Here is a 20,886-nt window from a genome sequence, read left to right as displayed (position 1 = left end):
ATATTCCGGCCCGATCCGATCGCCTTAGGGAGTAACGCCATGACCCAGACCGCCGCCGCACGCGCCACGCAAGCCAGGTCCGATTTGCGCGACCGGCTGAAGGATCCGTCGCTCCTGAAGGAAGCTTGCTACATTGACGGCGCCTGGGTCGGCACGCCGGTGTTTGCCGTCAACAATCCCGCGACCGGCGTCGAGCTTGCAAAGGTTCCGCAATTGTCGGCAGATGATGCCACCAAGGCGGTCGAAGCCGCCGAGCGCGCCTTCCCGGCCTGGGCCAAGCACACCGCCAAGCAGCGTTCCAACATCCTGCGCAAATGGTTCGAGTTGATCATCGCCAACCGCGAGGATCTCGCGCTGATCCTCACCTCCGAGCAGGGCAAGCCGCTCACCGAGGCGCTCGGCGAGGTCGATATCGGCGCCGCCTATATCGAGTTCTTCGCCGAGGAGGCGCGACGCGTCTATGGCGAGACCATCCCGACCCAGCGGCCCGATGCGCGCCTGCTCGCGATCAAGCAGCCGATCGGCGTCTGCGGTGCGATCACGCCGTGGAATTTCCCGAACTCCATGATCACCCGCAAGGTCTCGCCGGCGCTCGCGGCCGGCTGCACCGTCGTGCTCAAGCCGGCCAACGAGACGCCGCTGTCGGCGCTGGCGCTGGCCGTGCTCGCCGAGAAGGCCGGCATTCCCAAGGGCGTGCTCAACATCATCACGGGTGACGCACCGCCGATCGGCAAGGTGCTGTGCGAGCACCCGGCGGTGCGCTTCGTCGGCTTCACCGGTTCGACCGCGGTCGGCAAGATCCTCTACCAGCAGGCTTCCGTCGGCGTGAAGCGGCTCGGCCTCGAGCTCGGCGGCAATGCGCCGTTCGTGGTGTTCGACGACGCCGACATCGACGCCGCGGTCGAAGGTGCGATCGTTTCGAAATACCGCAACATGGGCCAGACCTGCGTCTGCGCCAACCGCCTCTATGCCCAGGACAAGATCTACGACGAGTTCGTGCAGAAGCTGTCGAAGAAGGTCGCGGCGATGAAGATCGGCGACGGCACCCAGAGCGGCGTCACGCAAGGGCCGCTGATCAACATGAAGGCGGTCGACAAGGTCGAGCGCCACATCGCCGATGCCGTCAAGCGCGGCGCCAAGGTCGTGACCGGCGGCAAGCGCAGCGAGCTTGGACGCTCGTTCTTCGAGCCGACAGTGCTCGCCGACGTCAAGGCGGATTCGCTGGTGTCGCAGGAGGAGACCTTCGGTCCGCTCGCACCCGTGATCCGCTTCAAGGACGAAGCTGACGTCATCGCGATGTGCAACGCCTCGCCCTTCGGCCTTGCCTCGTATTTCTATTCCCGCGATCTCGGCCGCGTCTGGCGCGTCGCCGAAGCGCTGGAGTCGGGCATGGTCGGCGTCAACACCGGCCTCATCACCACGGAGGTCGCGCCCTTCGGCGGCGTCAAGGAAAGCGGTCTGGGGCGAGAAGGCTCGCATCACGGCATGGAAGAATATGTCGAGATCAAATACGTGATGATGGCGGGGGTGTAGCCGCCGGCTCGTCGCTTGACGCAGATCAAGAGCCACCGGGCGAGACAGCATAGCTTGGCGCGAGCGGCATCATATGGTGGCGCGCGCGCAGGGTTGCGGCTCGCGAATGCTGACGAGGATCTCTTTCGTTCCGGGTGAAAAGCAGCTTTTGGGCCGATTCTGGCAGAGTGCCTCGGGATACTGGCGCGGACCAACGGCGTGGACAGCGTGGCTTCTGGTGGTCGCATTGATCGTCAACGTCATCCTGCAACTCCTGACGCAGTACGGTCTCAACTTCTGGAATCGTGACTTCTTCAATGCCATTGGCCGGAAGGACAAGGCGGAACTTCTGTCCCAGGCGTTCCGCTTTCTGCCGCTGGCGGCGGCGAGCATCGCCTTGACCGTGTTCTCGGTATGGGCGCGCATGACTTTGCAGCGTTCCTGGCGCGAGTGGCTGAGCAACCGCCTCTATAGCGACTGGCTGGCGGATCATCGTCTTCCGAGGCGCAACGCAATCCAGGGACATCACGAGGCACCGGAGTATCGCATCGCCGAAGATGCCAAGGTCGCGACCGACCTCCCGATCGATCTGGTCACCGGCCTGCTTCAATCGGTGCTCACGATCGCAACCTTCGTCCGGGTGCTATGGTCGGTCGGCGGCAGCCTGGCAATCGATTTCGACGGAATCGCCTTTGCGATTCCCGGTTACCTCGTCCTCGCCGTGATCGCGTATTCCGCACTGCTGGTGATCGGCATCTGGCTGACGGCCGGCCGCCTGACGCGGGTCATCGAGGAAAACAAGCGCATGGAAGCCGAACTGCGGGCGATTGGAACACATGTGCGCGAGATCGGCGAAGGCAAGGTGGTGCAGGAGCCCGGCATGAACGGCCGTCACGCCGTTGGCGCTGCCTTGAAAGCCGTGATTGCGATCTGGCGAATCTACTGCTGGCAATTGATGCGGATGACGCTGGTCACTTATACGGGGCTTCTGGTGACGCCGGTGGTCGGCCTCCTGCTTTGCCTCCCCAAGTACCTTGGCGACACGATGACGCTGGGCGAAGTGGTTCAGGCTTCAGCGGCATTCGTCGTGGTCCAGACCGCGTTCAACTGGTTCACGGACAATTATGCCAAGCTCGCGGAATGGACCGCCTCCGCCAACCGGGTTGCCGAGCTCCTGCTGGCGCTGGATGCGGATCACCCGCCCGACGCCGATGCGGGGCATCGATCGATCCCTGCCAACCGCATTGCGCCGTCGGACGCTTGAGACGAGCGCGTCGCGCCCGGTCGACAAGGTGCGCGCTAAATCTTCAGCTCTTCGCCCGTCACGCGCCGATACGCTTCCAGATATCGTTTGCTGGTTGCATCGACGACGCTGGCCGGCAGTGGAGGCGGCGGGGCGTCGCCGTTCCAGCGGCCGGCGCGGCGCTCGACGTCGAGATAGTCGCGCAGGGGCTGCTTGTCGAAGCTAGCCTGCGGCTGGCCGGGCCTGTAGGCGTCCACTGCCCAGAAGCGCGAGGAATCCGGCGTCATCACCTCGTCGATCAGGATGATGCGTCCGTCCTTGTCGCGGCCGAACTCGAATTTGGTGTCGGCGATGATGATGCCCTGCTCGCGCGCCAGCTCCTCGCCGAGCGTGTAGATCGCGCGCGTCATGCTCTCGAGCGTGTAGGCGACCTCGTCGCCGACCACCGCGCGCATCTTCGCGATGGTGATGTTCTCGTCGTGGCCGCTCTCGGCCTTGGTCGCCGGGCTGAAGATCGCAGGCTCCAGCTTCTCGCTCTCGACGAGGCCCGCCTTCAGCTTCTCGCCGGCCAGCGTGCCGCTCGCAGCATATTCCTTCCAGGCGGAGCCTGAGAGATAGCCGCGGATGACGCATTCGATCGGGAACACGGTGGTCCGCTTGCATAGCATGGCGCGGCCGAGGATCTCGGTGCGGTGCGGCTTCAACGCCGGCACGGCCGCGACGATCTCGTCGGTGTCCGCGCTGATCATGTGGTGCGGCACCACGCCTTCGAGCTCATTGAACCAGAACGCGCTGATCTGCGTCAGCACCGCGCCCTTCATCGGAATGGTCTCGCCCATCACCACGTCGAAGGCGCTGATGCGGTCGGTGGTGACGAGCAGCAGGCGGTCTTCGTCGACGGCGTAGATATCGCGCACCTTGCCGCGTCCGATCTTGGGCAGGGGCAGGTCGCTGGAGAGCATGGTGGTCATCGACAAAGCCTTCGCACGAGGAATCCGGCCGCGCCTGGTCGCGCGGCCGGAAACCGGATTAGCCTATTCCGGCAGCGGAATGAACTCATGTTCCTGCGGAACTGCGGCGAAGCGGCCGGTTTTCCAGTCCTGCTTGGCCTGCTCGATCCGCTCCTTGCTGGAGGAGACGAAATTCCACCAGATGTGGCGCGGGCCTTCGAGCGCATCGCCGCCGAGAAACATCATCCGCGTCGCCCTGAGCGCCTTCACGGTGATGTGGTCGCCGGGCCGGAAGATCAGCAGCCGCGGGCCCTCGTAACGTTCGTTCGCGATCTCGACCTCGCCGTCCACCAGGTAAATCGCGCGCTCCTCATGATCAGGATCGAGCGGCACCGTGGCGCCCGCGACTGCCGTGACTTCGGTGTAGAACCAGGGCGACACCATCGTGACGGGCGAGGCGATGCCGAACGACGAGCCCGCGATCACGCGTGCCGTAAAATCGCGCTCGGAGATCATCGGCAGGTCGCCGGCGGCGTAATGCTGGAACGACGGCGCGATCTCTTCCGCTCCGGCCGGCAGCGCGATCCAGCTTTGCAGGCCCAGCATCTTCTGTCCCGAAGCGCGCTGCGCATCCGGCGTGCGTTCGGAATGGGCGATGCCGCGCCCGGCCGTCATCAAGTTCATCGCGCCCGGCGCGATCTCCTGGACGTTGCCCTCGCTGTCGCGGTGCATGATCGCGCCGTCGAACAGATAGGTGACGGTGGCAAGCCCGATATGCGGATGCGGCCGCACGTCCATGCCCTTGCCCGAGACGAACTGCACCGGCCCGAAATGGTCGAAGAAGATGAAGGGCCCGACCATCTGCCGCTTGCCATGCGGCAGCGCCCGCCGCACGGCGAAGCCGTCGCCGAGATCGCGCGTGCGCGGCACGATGACGAGATCGAGCGCATCGCAGGACATGGGATCGCCGAGCACGGGATCGTTGGAGGGTTGCCAGCTCATGGGTAGGCTCCTTGTTGGGCTTTGTTGGACGCGAGCCTAGCAGGAATTTGCAGCGTCGTCGCGACGAAGCCCACCCCAGACTCCGCTGTCATGCCCCGGCTTGACCGGGGCATCCAGTCCGCCGAGGCCGATCGATTCGACCACTGCTGTCTCGGTGTACTGGATCGCCCGGTCGAGCCGGGCGATGACAGTGGAGAGTGAGACTGCGCTAACCCTGGGATGAGGATGGTCCTTGAAAAAGCAAGCGCAACAACCGATGTTCGGCTGCCTTCAACCGCGACGGTTCGCCCCAGCCGATGACCCTTGCCGCAACCGAGCTCGCCTTTCGCGCCGCCAGCGTGGCACTGCTGCTGGTGCTGGCTGCGTCACTGCTCTCGGACTTTCGCAATGTGCTGGCAGCCCGGCTCGGCGCGGCGTTCGCGCTGGGCTCGGCCGCGCATGCTGCGAGCTATTCCATCGGCGCCTCTTCGCTGGTCGCGGGCTGGCACGCGCCGCTGATTGCATTGTCGACAGGCAACATCGTCGTGTTCTGGCTGTTCACGCGTGCGCTGTTCGACGACGAGTTTCGGTTGCGCTGGTGGCACGGATTGGTCTGGGCCGCGGTGACGACCTTCAGTTTCGCGGGGTGCGTCTGGATTGCACCAAGCGGCCACGTGCGGTTCTCCGTGACTGCGGTCAATCTCATCGTGCTCGGTTTCATCGCGCTTGCGATCGGGCAGACGATCGTTTCGTGGTCGTCCGATCTGGTGGAGCGGCGGCGTCGCGTTCGTGTCTTCATCGTCCTGGCCGCAGCGATGTACGGCGGGTTGAATGCGCTGCTCCAGATCGCGATCGGCGGCGCTGCCGGCGACGTTGCCAACACGATCAATGCCGGCGCGCTCGCCTGCGTCGTCGCGATCCTTACTTGTGCGATGATGCGCGTCGATGGTGCCGATCTGTTTCCGGCGTCGGTGGCTGGGCCGACAATGGCCAAGCCGGCGGCATTCGATGAATCCGCCGACCGAAAACTGATCGACGCACTGATGCGGCTGATGGCGGACGAGCGGGTCTATCGCCAGGAGAACATCACCATCGGCGTGCTGGCGGGCCGGCTGAAGATTCCCGAATACCGGCTGCGCCGGCTGATCAATCAGCGCCTCGGCTACCGCAACTTCAACATGTTCCTGAACAATCACCGCATCGAGGAGGCCAAGGCCGCGCTCGCCGACCCCGCCCAGGCCGAGGTCCCCGTCATCACCATCGCCATGGACGCCGGCTTCCAGTCTTTGGGGCCGTTCAACCGCGCTTTCAAGGCGGTCACCGGCGTGACGCCGACGGAGTACCGGCGGCTCAAGGTGAATGCGGCGTGACGGGCTGTTCTTCGCCGCTTCCCGCAAGCGGGACGAGGGGCCGATCGCTGTTTCCGCAGCGTTTCCCTAGACATCTGAAATAGCTCACCTATTCCAGAATCGACCAGCCCCGCTTCGATTTCGACCAGTCCATTTTTCAAATCCGGCGAGCACGTCATCCGCACCTCCGGCTTCCTCCCGGCTCGCCCCGAAGCCGGAGAAAGCCCGTGACCCGCCGCCGCAAGATCGCCCTCCTCACGACGACCATCGTCTGTGCCGGCCTCGCGCTCGGCGCCGCCCGGGCCCGCGATGTCCCAAAGGTCGCGACCGGCTTCGTCGCCGACATCCTCTGCTCCGAGACGTTCGTCTCCGGCCTCGATGTCAGGCGCAACTTTGCCGAGACCAATGACGCGATGCCCGGAACGGGCCTGATCACCTGGGCGATGGACTACCGGGTCGATCGCGTCCGCAAGGACGTCACGGTGACGCTGTTCGGCATCGGCCGCAGCCATGCGGCCTATCGCGAGGGGCTCGGCTGCACGCTCGACCATGGCGTGGGAATCGCCGCCGTCGAGCCGCCCGCAAACGACAGGCAACCCGCGCTGCTGCCCGAGATCGCGGGCCCCGCGATCGTGCCACCGCAAAGTCCCGAGCTTGCGGCCGCGCTCGACCGCGCCTTCACCGAGCCTGCGCAGCCGCCTTACCGGCGCACCCGCGCGGTGGTCGTGATGAAGTCGGGCCGCGTCATCGCGGAGCGCTATGCCGACGGCATTGGACCGGAGACGCCGCTGCTCGGTTTCTCCATGACGAAATCCGTCATCTCGGCCCTGATGGGCGTGCTGGTGCGCCAGGGCAAGCTGAGGCTCGACGGCCCCGCGCCGGTCGCGGCCTGGAAGGATACCGGTGATCCCCGACATGCCATCACGGTCGACCAGCTTCTGCGCCACACCGCGGGCCTTGCGCTCGGCAGCTCGTTGCAGGCGTCGCTCGGCTCCGCCTTCGAGCCGGTGAACCGGATGAAGTTCGTGGAATCGGACATGGCGGCCTATGCCGAAAGCATCCCGCTCGAGACCGCGCCGGGCACGGCGTGGAACTATCACGACGGCAACATGCTCATTCTCTCGCATCTGATCCGCGATGCGGCCGGCGGCACACCGGAAGGCGCGCTCCGCTTTGCGCGCCGCGAATTGTTCGCACCCCTCGGCATGCGTCATGTCGTCCTTCAGCTCGACGGCTCGGGCACGATCGAAGGCTCGAGCGAGATGCTGGCATCCGCGCGCGATTGGGCGCGCTTCGGCCAGCTCTATCTCAATGACGGCGTCGCCGGCGGCAAGCGCATTCTCCCCGAGGGCTGGGTGAATTACTCGGCCTCGCCGACACCAAACGCCTGGGTCGGCATCGGCGCCGGCTTCTGGACCAACCAGGGCGACAGCTTTGGTGCGAGGTTCCGCGTGGCGCAGGGTTGGCCGCGCGATGCCTTCTTCGCCAAGGGCACGATCGGACAGTACACCATCGTGATCCCGTCGGAGAAGCTGGTGATCGTGCGGCTCGGCCGCTCGCCGAACGCGCCGCCGGAAGCGGACGGCGTGTTCGATCTCGTGCGCGATGTGGTGGCCGCGACGCGCATCGTCTCTTCTCCCTCTCCCCGCTTGCGGGGAGAGGGTTGGGGCGAGGGGGAGTCTGCGCAAGGAAGGTGAGAGCCGGACTCGCGGCGAGTCCCCCTCACCCGGTATCCAAGCTGGCGCTTGGATACCGGCCTCTTCCCGCAAGCGGGGAAAGTAGAAGAGAGCCCTACCTCCCCAATTCCGTCGCCTTGGCCACGCGGTCGAACCGCTCCAGCGTCATGATCGCGTCGGCGAACTTCTCCGCCCGCGCGTTCAGCACCGGGCGTGCCAGCGTCAGGAATTTCTGCTGCATCGCCTGCGTGTCGGGGAACGAGGTCGGCTCGCCGGACGGATCCGCATAGAGCCGTTCATGCACACCGTTGTCCGTCGTGATGCTGACGCGCGCGCCAAAGGGATGGGTGCGGCCGACCTCGAGGCGATCGTCCTGCACCACGTCGAACTTGTCGGCGAGCGCGTCGATCGCGGCATCGCCGAGCCGGTTGTAGTCGTCCCAGCCGAACGAGCCCTGGTCGAGCGCGAGCGCGCCGGTGAAGAACATCGAGAACTGGCCGCCGACGATCGAGCGCGGATGCCGCTTGGTTGCGGCATCGCCGGTCAGGGTGATGCCGTTGCGGTGCAGGCCGATCTCGACGCGCTTGACCTGGTCCGGCGTCAGATTGTGCTCGCGCCGCATCGCGATCAGCGCGTCGATCGCGGCGTGGGTATAGCGGCAGCTCGGATAGGGCTTTACGCCGATCTTCATCGTTTCGTAGGTCTTGCCGAGCTCGGCGACCGCCTTGTCCGGATGCGCGTCGTCGGTGTAGCCGGCGAGCAGACCGTGCTTGCCCTCAATTGACTCGGTCGCGCCGACGAAATCGTTGCGCGCCAGCGTGGCGGCAATCACGCCGTTCATCGCGGCGGCGCCGACCTGGTAGCGCTTGTTCCAGGCGCCGTTGACCAAAAATTGGAGCGAGCCCGCGGCCTGGCTGCCGGAGACGCCGAAGGCGGCGATGAGCTGCTTCTCGCTGAGGCCGAACAGCTTCCCGGCCGCCGCGGCCGCGCCATAGGTGCCGGCCGTCGCGGTCGGATGGAAGCCGCGCGCGTAATGCGAGGTCGGATCGAGCGCGTTGCCGAGCCGGCAGCAGACCTCATAGCCCGCAACGATCGCCGTCAGCACGTCGCGGCCCGACGCGCCCACCATTTCGCCGACGGCGAAGGCAGCCGGAACCACCGGTGCGCTCGGATGCAGCGAGGAATCGGCGTGGGTGTCGTCGAAGTCGAGGGAATGGCCGAGCGCGCCGTTGAGCAGCGCCGCGACCGCCGGCGTCCAGGTCTTGGCATCGCCGAACACGGTCGATTCGCCCCTGGTGTCGAGCGCCAGCGCCTCCAGCATTTTCAGCATCGACGGGGTCGATTCCGCCTCGCGCCTCGCCCGGATCGCGCTGCCGAGGAAGTCCAGCGTCAGCACCTTTGCGCGATCCAGCACCTCCGCCGGAATATCCTGGTATTTCAGGTTGAAGACGTAGGCGGCGAGCGTTGCGGTTTCAAAGGCCATCGTGTTTCCTCGTTTTGGCGCGCAAGTTAGGCGGGCTGATTTGGCCTTTCAAGCGGCCTTGGGGCTGCGGGCATCAGCCATGCTTTTGCTTGGCTTCCAGGATCGGACCGGGACTTCGATGGCACTCGGAAAAGAGCTGTTCGACCACATCAGGTCGCGGCGGACGCAATTGGGGCTGGCGATCCGGGTCACGGTGGCCGCGGCTGCGGCCTATGCGATCGCGACCGCGCTGCATCTGCTGCTGCCGCTCTGGGCGGTGCTGACCTCGTTGATCGTGACCCAGATGAGCGTCGGCCGCTCGCTGAAGGCGACGCGCGACTACATGCTCGGCACCATCGGCGGCGCCGTCTACGGCGGCGCCATAGCGATCCTGATCCCTTATTCCAGCGAAGCCGGCCTGCTGGGGCTTCTGGTGCTCTCGGTCGCGCCGCTCGCCTTCATCGCCGCGATCAATCCGAGCCTCAGTGCCGCGACGGTGACCGCGGTGATCGTGCTCCTGGTTCCTACCCTGCATCACTCCGATCCCATGACCTCGGCGATCGATCGGGTCAGCGAGGTCGCGGTCGGCGCCGTCACGGGTCTGCTGGTCTCGTTCCTGGTGCTGCCCTCGCGCGCGGTGCGGCAGATCCGCGCCAGCGCGGCGACGCTGCTCGAACTGATCGCGGACGCCTTCACTGAACTGCTCGCAGGACTAACGCGCGGCCGCGACAACGACGCGCTGCACCGGATCCAGGACGGCATCGGCACGGCGATGGTCAGCCTCAACGCGATCGGCTCCGAAGCCGAGCGCGAGCGCGCCGCGCGCCTGTCGAGCGGTCCGGACACCGGACCGCTGTTGCGAACGATCCTGCGGCTGCGCCATGACGTCGTGATGATCGGCCGGGCGACGGTCGTGCCATTGCCGATCGACGTGCAGACGCGACTATCGGGGCCGCTGACGGAGGTCTCGACGGTGATCGCGCACTTCCTCCGCTCCGCCGCCGCGGCCTTGCGTGAAGGCGCCGGTGCGCCGCCGATCCATCCCGTCCACGTCGCGCTCCAGCACTATGCCGAGGCGGTCGCGTCTGTCCGCCAGGACGGCCTGATTCGCGGCCAGCCCGGCGACACCGCCGAGCGCTTCTTCGCGCTCGGTTTCTCGCTGGAGCAGATGCATCAGAATCTATGCGACCTCGACCGCGTCGTCGGCGAATGGTCGGAGGCGGCGGCCGGCAAGTCCGCGCGGGTGGCGGAGTAAGCTACCGCTTGGTCAGGCCCTTGCCCTGCATGCGCCAGACCAGGAGATCGATGCGGTCCTGGCCGAAGAACGGCTCGTTCTCGAACGCGAAGGTCGGCACGCCCCAATGGCCTGATGCCGCGTGGTCCTTCTCGTTCTCCGCGATCACCTGCTCGTAGCGGTCCGGATCTGCTGCGATGGCCGTATCCATCGCGGCGAGATCGAAGCCGGCTTGTTCAGCCGCGTGTGCGAGGTGGTCGCCTTCGTTCCACCCCGCCACCGAGCCGTCCCATAGCACGCGCGCGATCGCGGAGGTGAAGTCGAGCGAGCGGCCTTCGAGCTGCGCCATGGCGCCCAGCCGGGTCAGGCGGTGGATGTAGGGCTGCCCGGCGGCAACCTCCAGCGTCGCCATGTCCTGCACGATCGGGTCAGGCCGGGGAAAGCGGAACGGAATTTTCTCGTATTCCGCCACGCGGGTGGAGTCGCGCACGACGTAGCGCGCAAATTGCGGATTGGCCTTCTTGAAGAAGCCCGGCACGCGCACTGCGAGCGGATAGACCGGGCGCAGATTGACCTCGAGGTCGTAATCCTCGACCAGCTTCAGCGTCTTGGGCAGCGCCAGATAGCTGTAGGGGCTGCGGAAGGAGAAGAAGAGATCGACTGACAAGGTCATCGCACCGGCTCCACGATCCGTCCCATCATGTTGCGGACCACCAGCTTGTGGAAGGGCATGATGACGGTGAGATAGGTTCTGCCGAGCAGGTTATGCGTCCGCACCAGCGTCGTCGAGGTCACTCGACGGCTCGCGGCGTTGCCAGAAACGTCGACCACGATGCGGAAATCGAGATGAGAATCGTCGAAGCCGGCAACCAGGCGCTCGTGCGTTTCACTCAGCACCGGAAACAGCCCTATCATGCCGCCGGGCGCCGGTGCGCCTTCACCCGACGTCTTCAGCCCGAACGGCCTCACCAGAATGTTGCGCAGGCGCAGCAGCATCTCGATCCACCGCGGCCCGTCTACCACCATCCTGGTGCAGGCCTCGCGGGCATCGATCGCGGTCGCGCCGATCTCCACGCGAAACGCGTCGATGAACTGCACGCCGGCCAGCAGCGCGTCGGCTTGAACTTCGGGGGTCACTTCGCGAACTGTCGTCGTCATTCCGCCAGTCTGCGCGTCAGCATCCGGAAGCGCAAGATCAGCAAGGCGGCATAGACGAACGTGCCGACCGAGAATCCGACCCAGACGCCAACCGCGCCCAGCCCCGTGTGGAATGCCAGCACCCAGGCGACGGGAAAAGCGATGCACCAATAGCCGATCGCGGCAAACAGCAGCGTCATCCTGGTGTCGTTGATGCCGCGCAGCGCGCCGCCCACGATGGTCTGGAGGCCGTCGGCGATGAAGAAGGTGGCGCCGACCAGCAGCAGAGTCGCGGTCAGCGCGACCGTAGGCGCGCTGACCTCACCGCTGCCGAAGAACAATCGGCCCAGCTCGTATCGACCGAGGATGATGGCGAGGGTCAGGGCCGAGACCAGCGCTATACCGAGCACGGCGGCGACGAGACCGGCGCGCTGCACGGCAGCCGGGTCACCGCGGCCGAAGGCGTGACCGACCCGTACCGTCGCCGCCATGCCGATGCCGAGCGGCACCATGAACAGCACGGCGGTGACCTGCAGCGCGATCTGATGCGCGGCAATCGCGGTGGTCGAGATCAATCCCATCAGCAGCGCGGCCGAGGAGAACAGGCCATATTCCAGCAGCAGCGAGAACGAGATCGGCGCGCCGAGCGCGATCAGCTGACGCATCAGAGGCCAGTCGATCCGCCACAGCCGGGCGAGCGGGCGATAGTCCGAAAACGGCTTGCGCAGCCCCGCGATGGCGAGCGCGGCGACGAACGTGCCGAGATTGACGATCGTGGTCGCAAGTCCGGCGCCGAACAGGCCGAACTCCGGCAGGCCGGACACGCCATGGATCAGGGCGTAGACCAGTACGGCATTGACCGGGATCGCCGCGAGCGTGATCCACAGCGGCGGCTGCGGCTGGTTCACCGCGCTCATCATGCTGCGCAGCGCGATGAAGCCGAGCGCCGGCGCGATGCCCCAGGCGAGGCCGTTGAGATAGCGCTGCGCCAGCGCCGCCGATTGCGGCACCTGGCCGAGCGCGAGCAGGATCTGCTCGCCATAGAGCGGCGAAGCCATCATCGGCAGCGAGATCAGGAGCGCGACCCACAGCCCGACGCGCAGGGAGCGGCGGATGCGCCTGACGTCGCCGGCGCCGAATGCCTGCGCCGCCAGCGGCGACACCGCCGACATCAAGCCGAGCCCGAAGGTGAAGCTGACGAAATAGACGGTATGCGCCAGCGCCGCCGCGGCGACCGCATCCTCGCCGAGCCGCCCGATCAGCGCGAGATCCGTCGTGATCATCGCGATCTGCCCGAGCTGCGTCAGCATCAAGGGCACGGCGAGGCGCAGTGTCTCGACGAATTCCTGCGCGAGATGATTCGGCGGCACGCCGGCTTGCGGCTGCGCATGATGTTGGACGGTGTCGAGCATGGCCGGTCAATAGCACAGCCACACGTCGAAAACATGGCTCAGGTGTCCCGGACGCGCGAAGCGCGAGCCGGGACCCAGAGGCCACTGGCGCAGTTCTTCGCCGCATGGGCCCCGGCTCAGCAGCGCATCACTGACATGCTGCGCTGCGTCCGGGGCGCGGGGGAAAGCGGTCTATCCTCGCTGTCCCCGCAGGCGGGGAGAGGCGAAGAGTTCTCAGCTCTTCCTCTCAGGCACGCGCTTGATCTTCGCCCCAAGCGCGTTCAGCCGTTCCTCGATGCGCTCATAGCCGCGCTCGATCTGGTCGGCGTTGTTGATGGTCGAGGTGCCTTCGGCGCAGACGGCCGCGAGCAGCATCGCCATTCCGGCGCGGATGTCCGGCGAGGTCATCGTCGCGCCGTGCAGGCGGCTCGGGCCGGCGATGATGGCCCGGTGCGGGTCGCACAGCACGATGCGCGCGCCCATCGCGATCAGCTTGTCGACGAAGAACATCCGCGATTCGAACATTTTCTCGAACATCAGGATCACGCCCTCGCATTGCGTGGCGGTGACGATCGCGATCGACATCAGGTCGGCGGGGAAGGCCGGCCAGGGCTGGTCCTCCAGCTTGGGCACATGCCCGCCGAAATCGTCCTGGATCTTCAAGGTTTGATTGGAGGGCACGATGAGATCATCGCCTTCGATCCGGCAGACGATGCCGAGCCGCTCGAAACCCATGCGGATCGAGCGCAGATGCTCGACACCGGCGCGCACGATGCGCAGCGGCGAGCGCGTCACGGCGGCAAGCCCGATCAGCGAGCCGACCTCGATATGGTCGGGCTGGATCCTGTAGGTCGCCTCCCCCAGCGTCGCCGGCCCGTACACGATCATGGTGTTGGTGCCGATGCCCTCGATCCTGGCGCCGAGCGCCACCAGGAAATTGGCGAGGTCCTGCACATGCGGCTCGGAGGCTGCGTTGCGCAGATAGGTGACGCCGTCGGCGGCGACCGCCGCGACCAGCGCGTTCTCGGTCGCGGTGACGCTGGGCTCGTCCAGGAACACGTCCGCGCCGGCGAGCTTCGGCGCGCGGAATTCGAGCCGGTCGGTCGCGGTGACCTTTGCCCCCAGCTGCTCCAGCGCCAGCACATGGGTGTCCAGACGGCGGCGGCCGATGACATCGCCGCCCGGCGGCGGCAGCATCACCTCGCCGCAACGGGCGAGCAGGGGTCCCGCGAGCAGGATCGAGGCGCGAATGCGCACGCACAGCTCGGGGTCGAGATCGGCGGCGCGGATGCTCTTGGCATGGATTTGCAGCGTGTTGCGGGCAGTCCATTCCGCCGACGCGCCGACCGAGCGGATCAGCTCGACCAGCGTCTCGGTGTCGCGGATGCGCGGCACGTTCTCCAGCGTAACCGGATGCTCGGTGAGCAGGGCGGCAGCAATGATCGGCAGTGCCGAATTCTTGTTGCCGGACGGCTCGATCGAGCCCGAGAGCCGGTGACCGCCCTCGACGATGTACTGGATGGGCGCCACTGAGATTCTCTCCGTCCTGTTGCGGTGGGGCGGGCTGCTTCGGAGGCGGAAACTACCGAGAATTGAGCAGGGTAGCAATTCTGCACTTGTCGCGCCCGTGGGCCGCTCGTTGGCCCGAAGAGTCCTGCCGCGCGATGGCGGGTGGTGAAGGTTCAGGGTTGCCAGCCGTCATGCCCGGGCATCCACGTTCTTTGTGCCGCAGTTGAGACGTGGATGGCCGGGTCAAGCCCGGCCATGACGCCGTAGAAGCAACAAGCGCTAGATGTCGATCGTCGCGCTCAGCGAATGTTCCTGGATGAAATCGCGGCGCGGCTCGACCACGTCGCCCATCAGCTTGGTGAAGATGTCGTCGGCCTCGTCGACCTCCTTGACCTTCACCTGGAGCAGCGAGCGCACTTCGGTATCGAGCGTCGTCTCCCACAGCTGCTCCGGGTTCATCTCGCCCAGGCCTTTGTAGCGCTGCAGCGTGATGCCCTTGCGGCCGGCTTCGGTGACGGCCTCGAACAGGTCGGACGGACCGTGCACCACGTGCTCGACCTCCTTGCGCCGCAGCTTGCCGGAGCGCGCGTAGACGTCCTGAAGCTTGGGCGCGTATTCGTCGAGCTTGCGGGCTTCGGCCGAGCCGAGCAGCGCGTCGTCGATGACGGCCGCTTCCTTGACGCCGCGGACGGTGCGCTCGAACAGGAAACCCTGGCCCTCGACGAATTGGCCGACCCAGCCGCGCTCGACCTCCTCGGCCTGGCTGTCCAGCCGGGTGGCAATGTACTGCGCGGCGGCCGTGGCGTTCTCGGGGTTGCCGTAGACCGACTTGTTCAGCACGCCGGTGATCGCGGCCTGCTCGACCACCTTGCGGTTGTAGCGGCTGTGCAGATTGCGGAGGATGCTGCGAACCACGCGGGCATCGTCGACCAGCGAGCGCAGGTCGCGGCTGGTGCGGTCGCCGCCGGTGCCGGGAACGAAGACGCAGTCGTCGAGGCCGGCGTCGATCAGATAGTCTTCCAGCGCCCGCTCGTCCTTCAGATATTGCTCGGACTTGCCTCTGCTGACCTTATAGAGCGGCGGCTGGGCGATATAGAGATAGCCGCCGTCGATGATGTCGCGCATCTGGCGGTAGAAGAATGTGAGCAGCAGCGTGCGGATGTGAGCGCCGTCGACGTCGGCGTCCGTCATCACGATGATCTTGTGATAGCGCAGCTTCTCGACCGAGAATTCGTCGCTGATGCCGGTGCCGAGCGCGGTGATCAGCGTGCCGATCTGCTCGGATGACAGCATCTTGTCGGGGCGGACGCGCTCGACGTTCAAGATCTTGCCGCGCAGCGGCAGCACCGCCTGGAATTCGCGGTTGCGGCCCTGCTTGGCGCTGCCGCCTGCCGAGTCACCCTCGACGATGAAGAGTTCGGACTTGGCCGGATCCTTTTCCTGGCAGTCGGCGAGCTTACCGGGGAGCGAGGAGACCGAGAGCGGGCTCTTGCGCGTCAGCTCGCGCGCTTTTCGCGCGGCTTCGCGGGCGGCCGCCGCCTGGATCACCTTGCCGACGATCATCCTGGCTTCGCTCGGGTGCTCCTCGAACCAGGCCTGAAGCGCCTCGTTGAGGACGTTCTCGACCACCGGGCGCACTTCCGAGGACACCAGCTTGTCCTTGGTTTGCGACGAAAATTTTGGATCAGGCACCTTCACCGACAGCACGGCCGTCAAGCCTTCGCGGCAATCGTCGCCGGTCAGCGCGATCTTTTCCTTCTTGGCATTGGCCTCGGCATAGCCGTTGACCTGGCGCGTCAGCGCGCCGCGGAAACCGGCGAGATGGGTGCCGCCGTCACGCTGCGGGATGTTGTTGGTGAAGCACAGCACGTTCTCGTGGTAGCTGTCGTTCCACCACAACGCGGCTTCGACCCCGATGCCGTTGGCCTCCGAGCGCACCATGATCGGTGTCGGCACCAGCGCCTTCTTGTTGCGGTCGAGATATTTGACGAATTCCTCGACGCCGCCGGAATAGTGCATCTCCTCGCGCTTCTCGACCGCGTGGCGCATGTCGGAGAGGATGATGTTGACGCCGGAATTGAGGAAGGCGAGCTCGCGCAGCCGGTGCTCGAGCGTGGCGAAATCATATTCGACGTTCTTGAACGTCTCGGTCGAGGCCAGGAACGTCACCTCGGTGCCGCGCTTGCCCGGCGCGTCGCCGACCACCTTCAGCGGTGCGACGGCATCGCCATGGGCGAACTCGATATAGTGTTCCTTGTTGTCGCGCCAGATCCGCAGGCCGAGCTTGCTCGACAGCGCGTTGACGACGGAGACGCCGACGCCGTGCAGGCCGCCGGAGACCTTGTAGGAATTCTGGTCGAATTTTCCGCCGGCGTGCAACTGGGTCATGATGACCTCGGCCGCCGAGATGCCTTCGCCCTTGTGGATGTCGACGGGAATGCCGCGGCCGTCGTCGCGCACGGTGACGGAATTGTCGGCATTGAGAATCACGTCGACGCGCGTGGCATGGCCCGCGAGCGCCTCGTCGATCGCGTTGTCGACGACCTCGTAGACCATGTGGTGCAGGCCCGAGCCGTCGTCGGTGTCGCCGATATACATGCCCGGACGCTTGCGGACGGCGTCCAGACCCTTGAGCACGCGGATCGATTCCGCGCCGTAGTCGCTCGCGATGGAGGGCTCGTTTTCGGCAGCAGGCTGCCGAGCAGGTTCTGTCATGAGAGGCCTTCGAGATGTCGCCCGAATCAGCGGCGCAAAAGGCGCTGATTTGCGAGGCTATTTGTGCCATGAAAGACAGCTTGCGCCTAGCGCAAAGTATCTCCCGGCAACCCTTTGAGCAGATAGGGTTTTTAGGTCGGTTTTCAAGGCTTTCGGAGCGCGATTCTGGGCACTGCAAAAAGCGCGATTCGAGGGGCTGCTTTGGGGTTTGAAAGGCGTGGATTTTGCGGGCTGGGGAAGCGGTTCCGGGCAGTCTTTGGCCCGGCTCGGCGCGAGGCGCATTCCGCGGCCCAGCCCGATGTGCCACGTTGCGCCGGAAGGCAGCACGCCTCAATACAATTGGAGCGGTGGCCACGCCTCGCCGTTGTGCCCGATCGTCAGCTCCCAGGTATCGCCAGCCGTGACGGTGAGCATGTTCGTGCTGGCCGGACGGCCCGGCACGCCCAGCTCGTAGGCATATTTGCCGGGCACGAGGTCCAGCGCGACGGCGTAGGCGCCGGCGGGGCGCAGGATAATCCGCTCGTTGATCGCCAGCACGGCTTCGTTCTCGCCGATGTTGCTGAACACCAGCTTGGCCCGGCCGGGTTCGGGCAGGACGTTGGCCCGGGTCGCGACATCCGAATTCTTCTGCACGAGATCGACCGCGGTGCTGCCGCCATTGCGATCGAGCTCCAGCGCTGCCGGCCCGATCGGGGAGACGAAGGCGAGGCGCGCGTGATCGGCGGTGATCACCGCGTCATCCTGCCGTTCCTGCCAGCCGAGCTTTCGAAGCTCGGTTCGATAGAAGGCGAGGACGTCGCCGAGCGCTGCGGGCACGCGGGCTTCGAGCCTGGTCCGGAGCGGAGCTTCGAAGCCGGGCATCACGGTGGTGTGGAGCCCTCGATAGCTGTAGCGGGTTGGCGCAGGCAGCCTGGCGTCGGGATCCAGCGTGAGCGCGGCCGGGAACAGCGGCGGCAGGTTCGACACGAAGGCGCCGGCGCTTGCCGCGAGCAGGCAGCTTGCGAAGAGAGCGAGGCCGCACGCCACAAGCTGCCATCGTGCCGGAGCTTGCGCCCCACGCCCCACCGTCGCCATGCTCATGCTCCAAGGATATCGCGCGTGTTGAAGATCCTGCGCGATGGCCGCCTCCGGCAGCTAGTCGCGGCCGGAAACGGTCGGGTTCAATGTGGCGGCCTGCCTTCGCGCCGAGACTCGTCCGCTCTCGACGTCAAAGACTTCGCCGTCCGCGCCGATCTCGGCGAACGCGGCAGGATCCGCACCGGTGAGCCACACCTGCGCGCCGAGCGTCTTCAACTCCTCGAACAGCGCCGCACGGCGGTTCGGATCGAGATGCGCAACCACCTCGTCGAGCAGCAGCAGCGGCACGATCCCCGTCATCTCGGCGACCAGCGTCGCATGGGCCAGCACGAGGCCGATCAGAAGGGCCTTCTGCTCGCCGGTGGAGGCCTCGCGCGCCGGCATGCTTTTCGGCGCATAGACGACCTGCAGATCGGTGAGATGCGGGCCGTCGGTGGTGCGGCCGGCAATGGCGTCGCGCGGGCGATTGTCGCGCAGGATCTGGCGGTAGCGGTCCTCGACCGACGTCGCGGTCTCCGTCAGCAGCGCGTTCTCCATCCAGCCGTCGAGCGCGATCTGCGCCGAGGGAAAGGCTGAAGCCTGCGCGCGCGCGTTGAGCATGCCGGTGAGCCTTGCCGCGGTCTGGCCCCGCGTTGCCGCGACCGCGACCGCAAGCTCGGCGGTCTCGCGCTCGATCGCGTCACACCAATGATCGTCGTAGTTGCGCGTTTCCAGCAGGCGGTTGCGTGAGCGCAGCGAGCGTTCGAGTGCGTTGATCCGGCTGGAATGCTCGCTGTCGATGGCGAGCACGAGGCGATCGAAGAAGCGCCGCCGTTCGGAGGCCGCGCCCATGAACAGCCCGTCCATCGCCGGCGTCAGCCACACCATGCGGACGTGGTCGCCAAAGGCGCTGGCCGACCCCACTGGCTCGCGGTCGATGCGGCAGCGCCGGCCGGCGGAGCTGTCCGGCCGCGGCGCGTCGATCCCGGTGCCGAGCGTCGCAAGTCCCAGCGCGCCCTCGACCTGCGCCGACACCGCCCAGGAGCCGTCGCCCTGGTTGTCGGCGACGTCTTCCAACGTCGCCCGTCGCAGGCCGCGCCCCGGCGACAGGAACGAGATCGCCTCGATGCAATTGGTTTTGCCTGCCCCGTTCGGCCCGACCAGCGCCACCATGTCAGCCGCCGTCTCGAGCCCCGCCGCCCCGTAATTGCGAAAATGCGTCAGCGTCAGGCGATGAATGCGGGAGGGGGTCATGGGATCCGCTTTTCGTCATGCCCGGCCTTGTGCCGGGCATCCACGTTCCTAGTCTCCGAAGACGTGGATGGCCGGGACAAGCCCGGCCATGACGGATGTAGTTAAGGCGTGAGGAGGCCGGTAGGTCTCACACCCGCATCGGCATCAGCACGTACAATGCGCTCTTGTCGTCGCGGTCCTGCACCAGCGTCGGCGAGCCGGGATCGGCGAGCTTGAGCGTTGCGACGTCGCCTTCGATCTGGGCGGCGATGTCGAGGAGGTAGCGGGAGTTGAAGCCGATATCGAGGGCGTCGGAAGCGTATTCGACCTCCAGCTCTTCGGTCGCGCTGCCGGAATCCGGATTGGTCACCGACAGCACCAGCTTGCCCGCCGACAGCGACAGCTTCACCGCCCGACCGCGCTCGCTGGAGATCGTCGAGACGCGGTCGACCGCGTTCTCGAAATCCTTCTTGTCGACGACGAGCTCCTTGTCGTTGCCTTGCGGGATCACGCGGCCGTAGTCGGGGAAGGTGCCGTCGATCAGCTTCGAGGTCAGCACCACATTGCCGATGGTGAAGCGGATCTTGGCTTGCGACAGCTCGATCGTCATCTCGGCGTCGGTGTCCTCGATCAGGCGCTGCACCTCGCCGACGGTCTTGCGCGGCACGATCACGCCGGGCATGCCCTCGGCGCCCTTGGGCTGCACCAGGTCGAGCTGGGCGAGGCGGTGGCCGTCGGTGGCGACGCCGCGCAGGGTGGCGGCCTTCGCCGTGCCGGCGGCGTGCAGATAGATGCCGTTGAGGTAGTAGCGCGTCTCCTCGGTGGAGATCGCGAACTGGGTGCGGTCGATCAGCCGCTTGACGTCCTTGGCGGCGAGCGAGAAGGAGTGCGACATGTCCCCGGCGGCCAGATCCGGGAAATCGTTCTCCGGCAGCGTCTGCAGCGTGAAACGCGAGCGGCCGGCGCGGATCGCCAGCACGGCGCGGTCGCCGTCGGCCTCCAGCACGATCTGCGAACCGTCCGGCAGCTTGCGCACGATGTCGTAGAACATGTGGGCCGGCACGGTGGTCGAGCCGGCGGTCGCGGTTTCCGCGGGCAGGGTTTCGGTCACCTCGAGGTCGAGATCGGTCGCCTTCAGCGACAGTTTCGCGTTCTCGGCGCGCACCAGCACGTTGCCGAGGATCGGAATCGTGTTGCGGCGCTCGACCACGCGGTGGACATGGCCCAGCGATTTCAGGAGTTGCGCGCGTTCGACCGTAACCTTCATTGCACTACTCGCCCGATCCCCAAGGAAAACACAGCGTTGAGAAGGCCGGGCGGCGGGACGCACGCCACGGCACCGAAGACCCCGGAGAGCCGGATCATCCAGCCGATATGACCAAAGCTGTCAGGGCCGCGCAAGGTGGCGCGGATGGCCCCCGGATTCAAGGGATCGGGG

The 20,886-nt window shown here is 66.2% G+C and carries 16 protein-coding genes; 5 read left to right on the top strand and 11 right to left on the bottom strand.

Annotation, left to right across the window (positions count from 1 at the left end; genetic code table 11):
* Nucleotides 1-39: 39 nt before the first annotated feature.
* Together XH87_RS12450 and XH87_RS12445 are read left to right on the top strand one after the other, a co-directional pair.
* Nucleotides 40-1,533 carry an NAD-dependent succinate-semialdehyde dehydrogenase gene (locus XH87_RS12450; protein ID WP_271587486.1) on the top strand — a complete coding sequence of 498 codons (1,494 nt, stop codon included), beginning with the start codon at nucleotides 40-42 and terminating at the stop codon, nucleotides 1,531-1,533.
* 73 nt (nucleotides 1,534-1,606) lie between these two features.
* Nucleotides 1,607-2,776 (top strand): SbmA/BacA-like family transporter, encoded by a 1,170-nt coding sequence (locus XH87_RS12445; RefSeq protein ID WP_333909181.1) that lies wholly within the window; start codon nucleotides 1,607-1,609, stop codon nucleotides 2,774-2,776.
* Nucleotides 2,777-2,811: 35 nt separating this feature from the next.
* Here the strand turns inward: XH87_RS12445 and XH87_RS12440 are convergent, their stop codons facing one another.
* Both XH87_RS12440 and XH87_RS12435 read right to left on the bottom strand, forming a co-directional pair.
* Nucleotides 2,812-3,726 (bottom strand): phosphoribosylaminoimidazolesuccinocarboxamide synthase, encoded by a 915-nt coding sequence (locus XH87_RS12440; RefSeq protein WP_271587484.1) that lies wholly within the window; start codon nucleotides 3,724-3,726, stop codon nucleotides 2,812-2,814.
* A 63-nt stretch (nucleotides 3,727-3,789) separates the two neighbouring features.
* The gene (locus XH87_RS12435) at nucleotides 3,790-4,707 is read right to left on the bottom strand and encodes a pirin family protein (RefSeq protein WP_271587483.1); all 918 of its coding nucleotides are present in this window, start codon (nucleotides 4,705-4,707) and stop codon (nucleotides 3,790-3,792) included.
* 296 nt (nucleotides 4,708-5,003) lie between these two features.
* Between XH87_RS12435 and XH87_RS12430 the strand changes: the two genes are divergently transcribed.
* Together XH87_RS12430 and XH87_RS12425 are read left to right on the top strand one after the other, a co-directional pair.
* Nucleotides 5,004-6,056 carry an AraC family transcriptional regulator gene (locus tag XH87_RS12430; RefSeq protein WP_271587482.1) on the top strand — a complete coding sequence of 351 codons (1,053 nt, stop codon included), beginning with the start codon at nucleotides 5,004-5,006 and terminating at the stop codon, nucleotides 6,054-6,056.
* A 206-nt stretch (nucleotides 6,057-6,262) separates the two neighbouring features.
* Nucleotides 6,263-7,732: a serine hydrolase domain-containing protein gene (locus XH87_RS12425; protein WP_271587481.1), complete on the top strand. Its 1,470-nt coding sequence runs from the start codon at nucleotides 6,263-6,265 to the stop codon at nucleotides 7,730-7,732.
* Nucleotides 7,733-7,826: 94 nt separating this feature from the next.
* Here XH87_RS12425 and XH87_RS12420 read toward each other — a convergent pair whose 3' ends face one another.
* On the bottom strand, nucleotides 7,827-9,194 hold the full coding sequence (locus tag XH87_RS12420) for an MmgE/PrpD family protein (RefSeq protein WP_271587480.1): 1,368 nt from the start codon (nucleotides 9,192-9,194) through the stop codon (nucleotides 7,827-7,829).
* Nucleotides 9,195-9,312: 118 nt separating this feature from the next.
* Between XH87_RS12420 and XH87_RS12415 the strand changes: the two genes are divergently transcribed.
* Complete coding sequence (locus XH87_RS12415) at nucleotides 9,313-10,428, top strand: FUSC family protein (protein ID WP_271587479.1); 1,116 nt, start codon at nucleotides 9,313-9,315, stop codon at nucleotides 10,426-10,428.
* Between the two features lies 1 nt (nucleotide 10,429).
* Here the strand turns inward: XH87_RS12415 and XH87_RS12410 are convergent, their stop codons facing one another.
* The 8 genes from XH87_RS12410 to dnaN all read right to left on the bottom strand — a co-directional run bounded on the left by XH87_RS12410 (nucleotide 10,430) and on the right by dnaN (nucleotide 20,715).
* Nucleotides 10,430-11,080: a 2-hydroxychromene-2-carboxylate isomerase gene (locus XH87_RS12410; RefSeq protein ID WP_271587478.1), complete on the bottom strand. Its 651-nt coding sequence runs from the start codon at nucleotides 11,078-11,080 to the stop codon at nucleotides 10,430-10,432.
* The gene (locus tag XH87_RS12405) at nucleotides 11,077-11,565 is read right to left on the bottom strand and encodes a DUF2867 domain-containing protein (RefSeq protein ID WP_271587477.1); all 489 of its coding nucleotides are present in this window, start codon (nucleotides 11,563-11,565) and stop codon (nucleotides 11,077-11,079) included. The genes XH87_RS12410 and XH87_RS12405 overlap by 4 nt, the downstream gene beginning before the upstream one ends.
* Entirely contained in the window at nucleotides 11,562-12,956 is a 1,395-nt protein-coding gene (locus tag XH87_RS12400) for an MATE family efflux transporter (protein WP_271587476.1), read from the bottom strand. Before XH87_RS12400 ends, XH87_RS12405 begins: the two co-directional genes overlap by 4 nt.
* Before the next feature lie 213 nt (nucleotides 12,957-13,169).
* The gene (murA, locus tag XH87_RS12395; protein WP_035704386.1) at nucleotides 13,170-14,465 is read right to left on the bottom strand and encodes a UDP-N-acetylglucosamine 1-carboxyvinyltransferase; all 1,296 of its coding nucleotides are present in this window, start codon (nucleotides 14,463-14,465) and stop codon (nucleotides 13,170-13,172) included.
* Nucleotides 14,466-14,723: 258 nt separating this feature from the next.
* Nucleotides 14,724-17,159 (bottom strand): DNA topoisomerase (ATP-hydrolyzing) subunit B, encoded by a 2,436-nt coding sequence (gyrB, locus tag XH87_RS12390; RefSeq protein WP_271587475.1) that lies wholly within the window; start codon nucleotides 17,157-17,159, stop codon nucleotides 14,724-14,726.
* A gap of 330 nt (nucleotides 17,160-17,489) precedes the next feature.
* Nucleotides 17,490-18,233 carry a hypothetical protein gene (locus XH87_RS12385; protein ID WP_271587474.1) on the bottom strand — a complete coding sequence of 248 codons (744 nt, stop codon included), beginning with the start codon at nucleotides 18,231-18,233 and terminating at the stop codon, nucleotides 17,490-17,492.
* Nucleotides 18,234-18,293: 60 nt separating this feature from the next.
* Nucleotides 18,294-19,469 carry a DNA replication/repair protein RecF gene (recF, locus tag XH87_RS12380; RefSeq protein WP_271587473.1) on the bottom strand — a complete coding sequence of 392 codons (1,176 nt, stop codon included), beginning with the start codon at nucleotides 19,467-19,469 and terminating at the stop codon, nucleotides 18,294-18,296.
* Between the two features lie 127 nt (nucleotides 19,470-19,596).
* Nucleotides 19,597-20,715 carry a DNA polymerase III subunit beta gene (dnaN, locus tag XH87_RS12375; protein WP_035704400.1) on the bottom strand — a complete coding sequence of 373 codons (1,119 nt, stop codon included), beginning with the start codon at nucleotides 20,713-20,715 and terminating at the stop codon, nucleotides 19,597-19,599.
* Nucleotides 20,716-20,886 lie beyond the last annotated feature (171 nt).

This window comes from Bradyrhizobium sp. CCBAU 53415, assembly GCF_028128735.1.
Taxonomy (GTDB): domain Bacteria; phylum Pseudomonadota; class Alphaproteobacteria; order Rhizobiales; family Xanthobacteraceae; genus Bradyrhizobium.
Note: the sequence above shows the minus strand (reverse complement) of the source record. Positions and strands in the feature narration are given on the sequence as shown.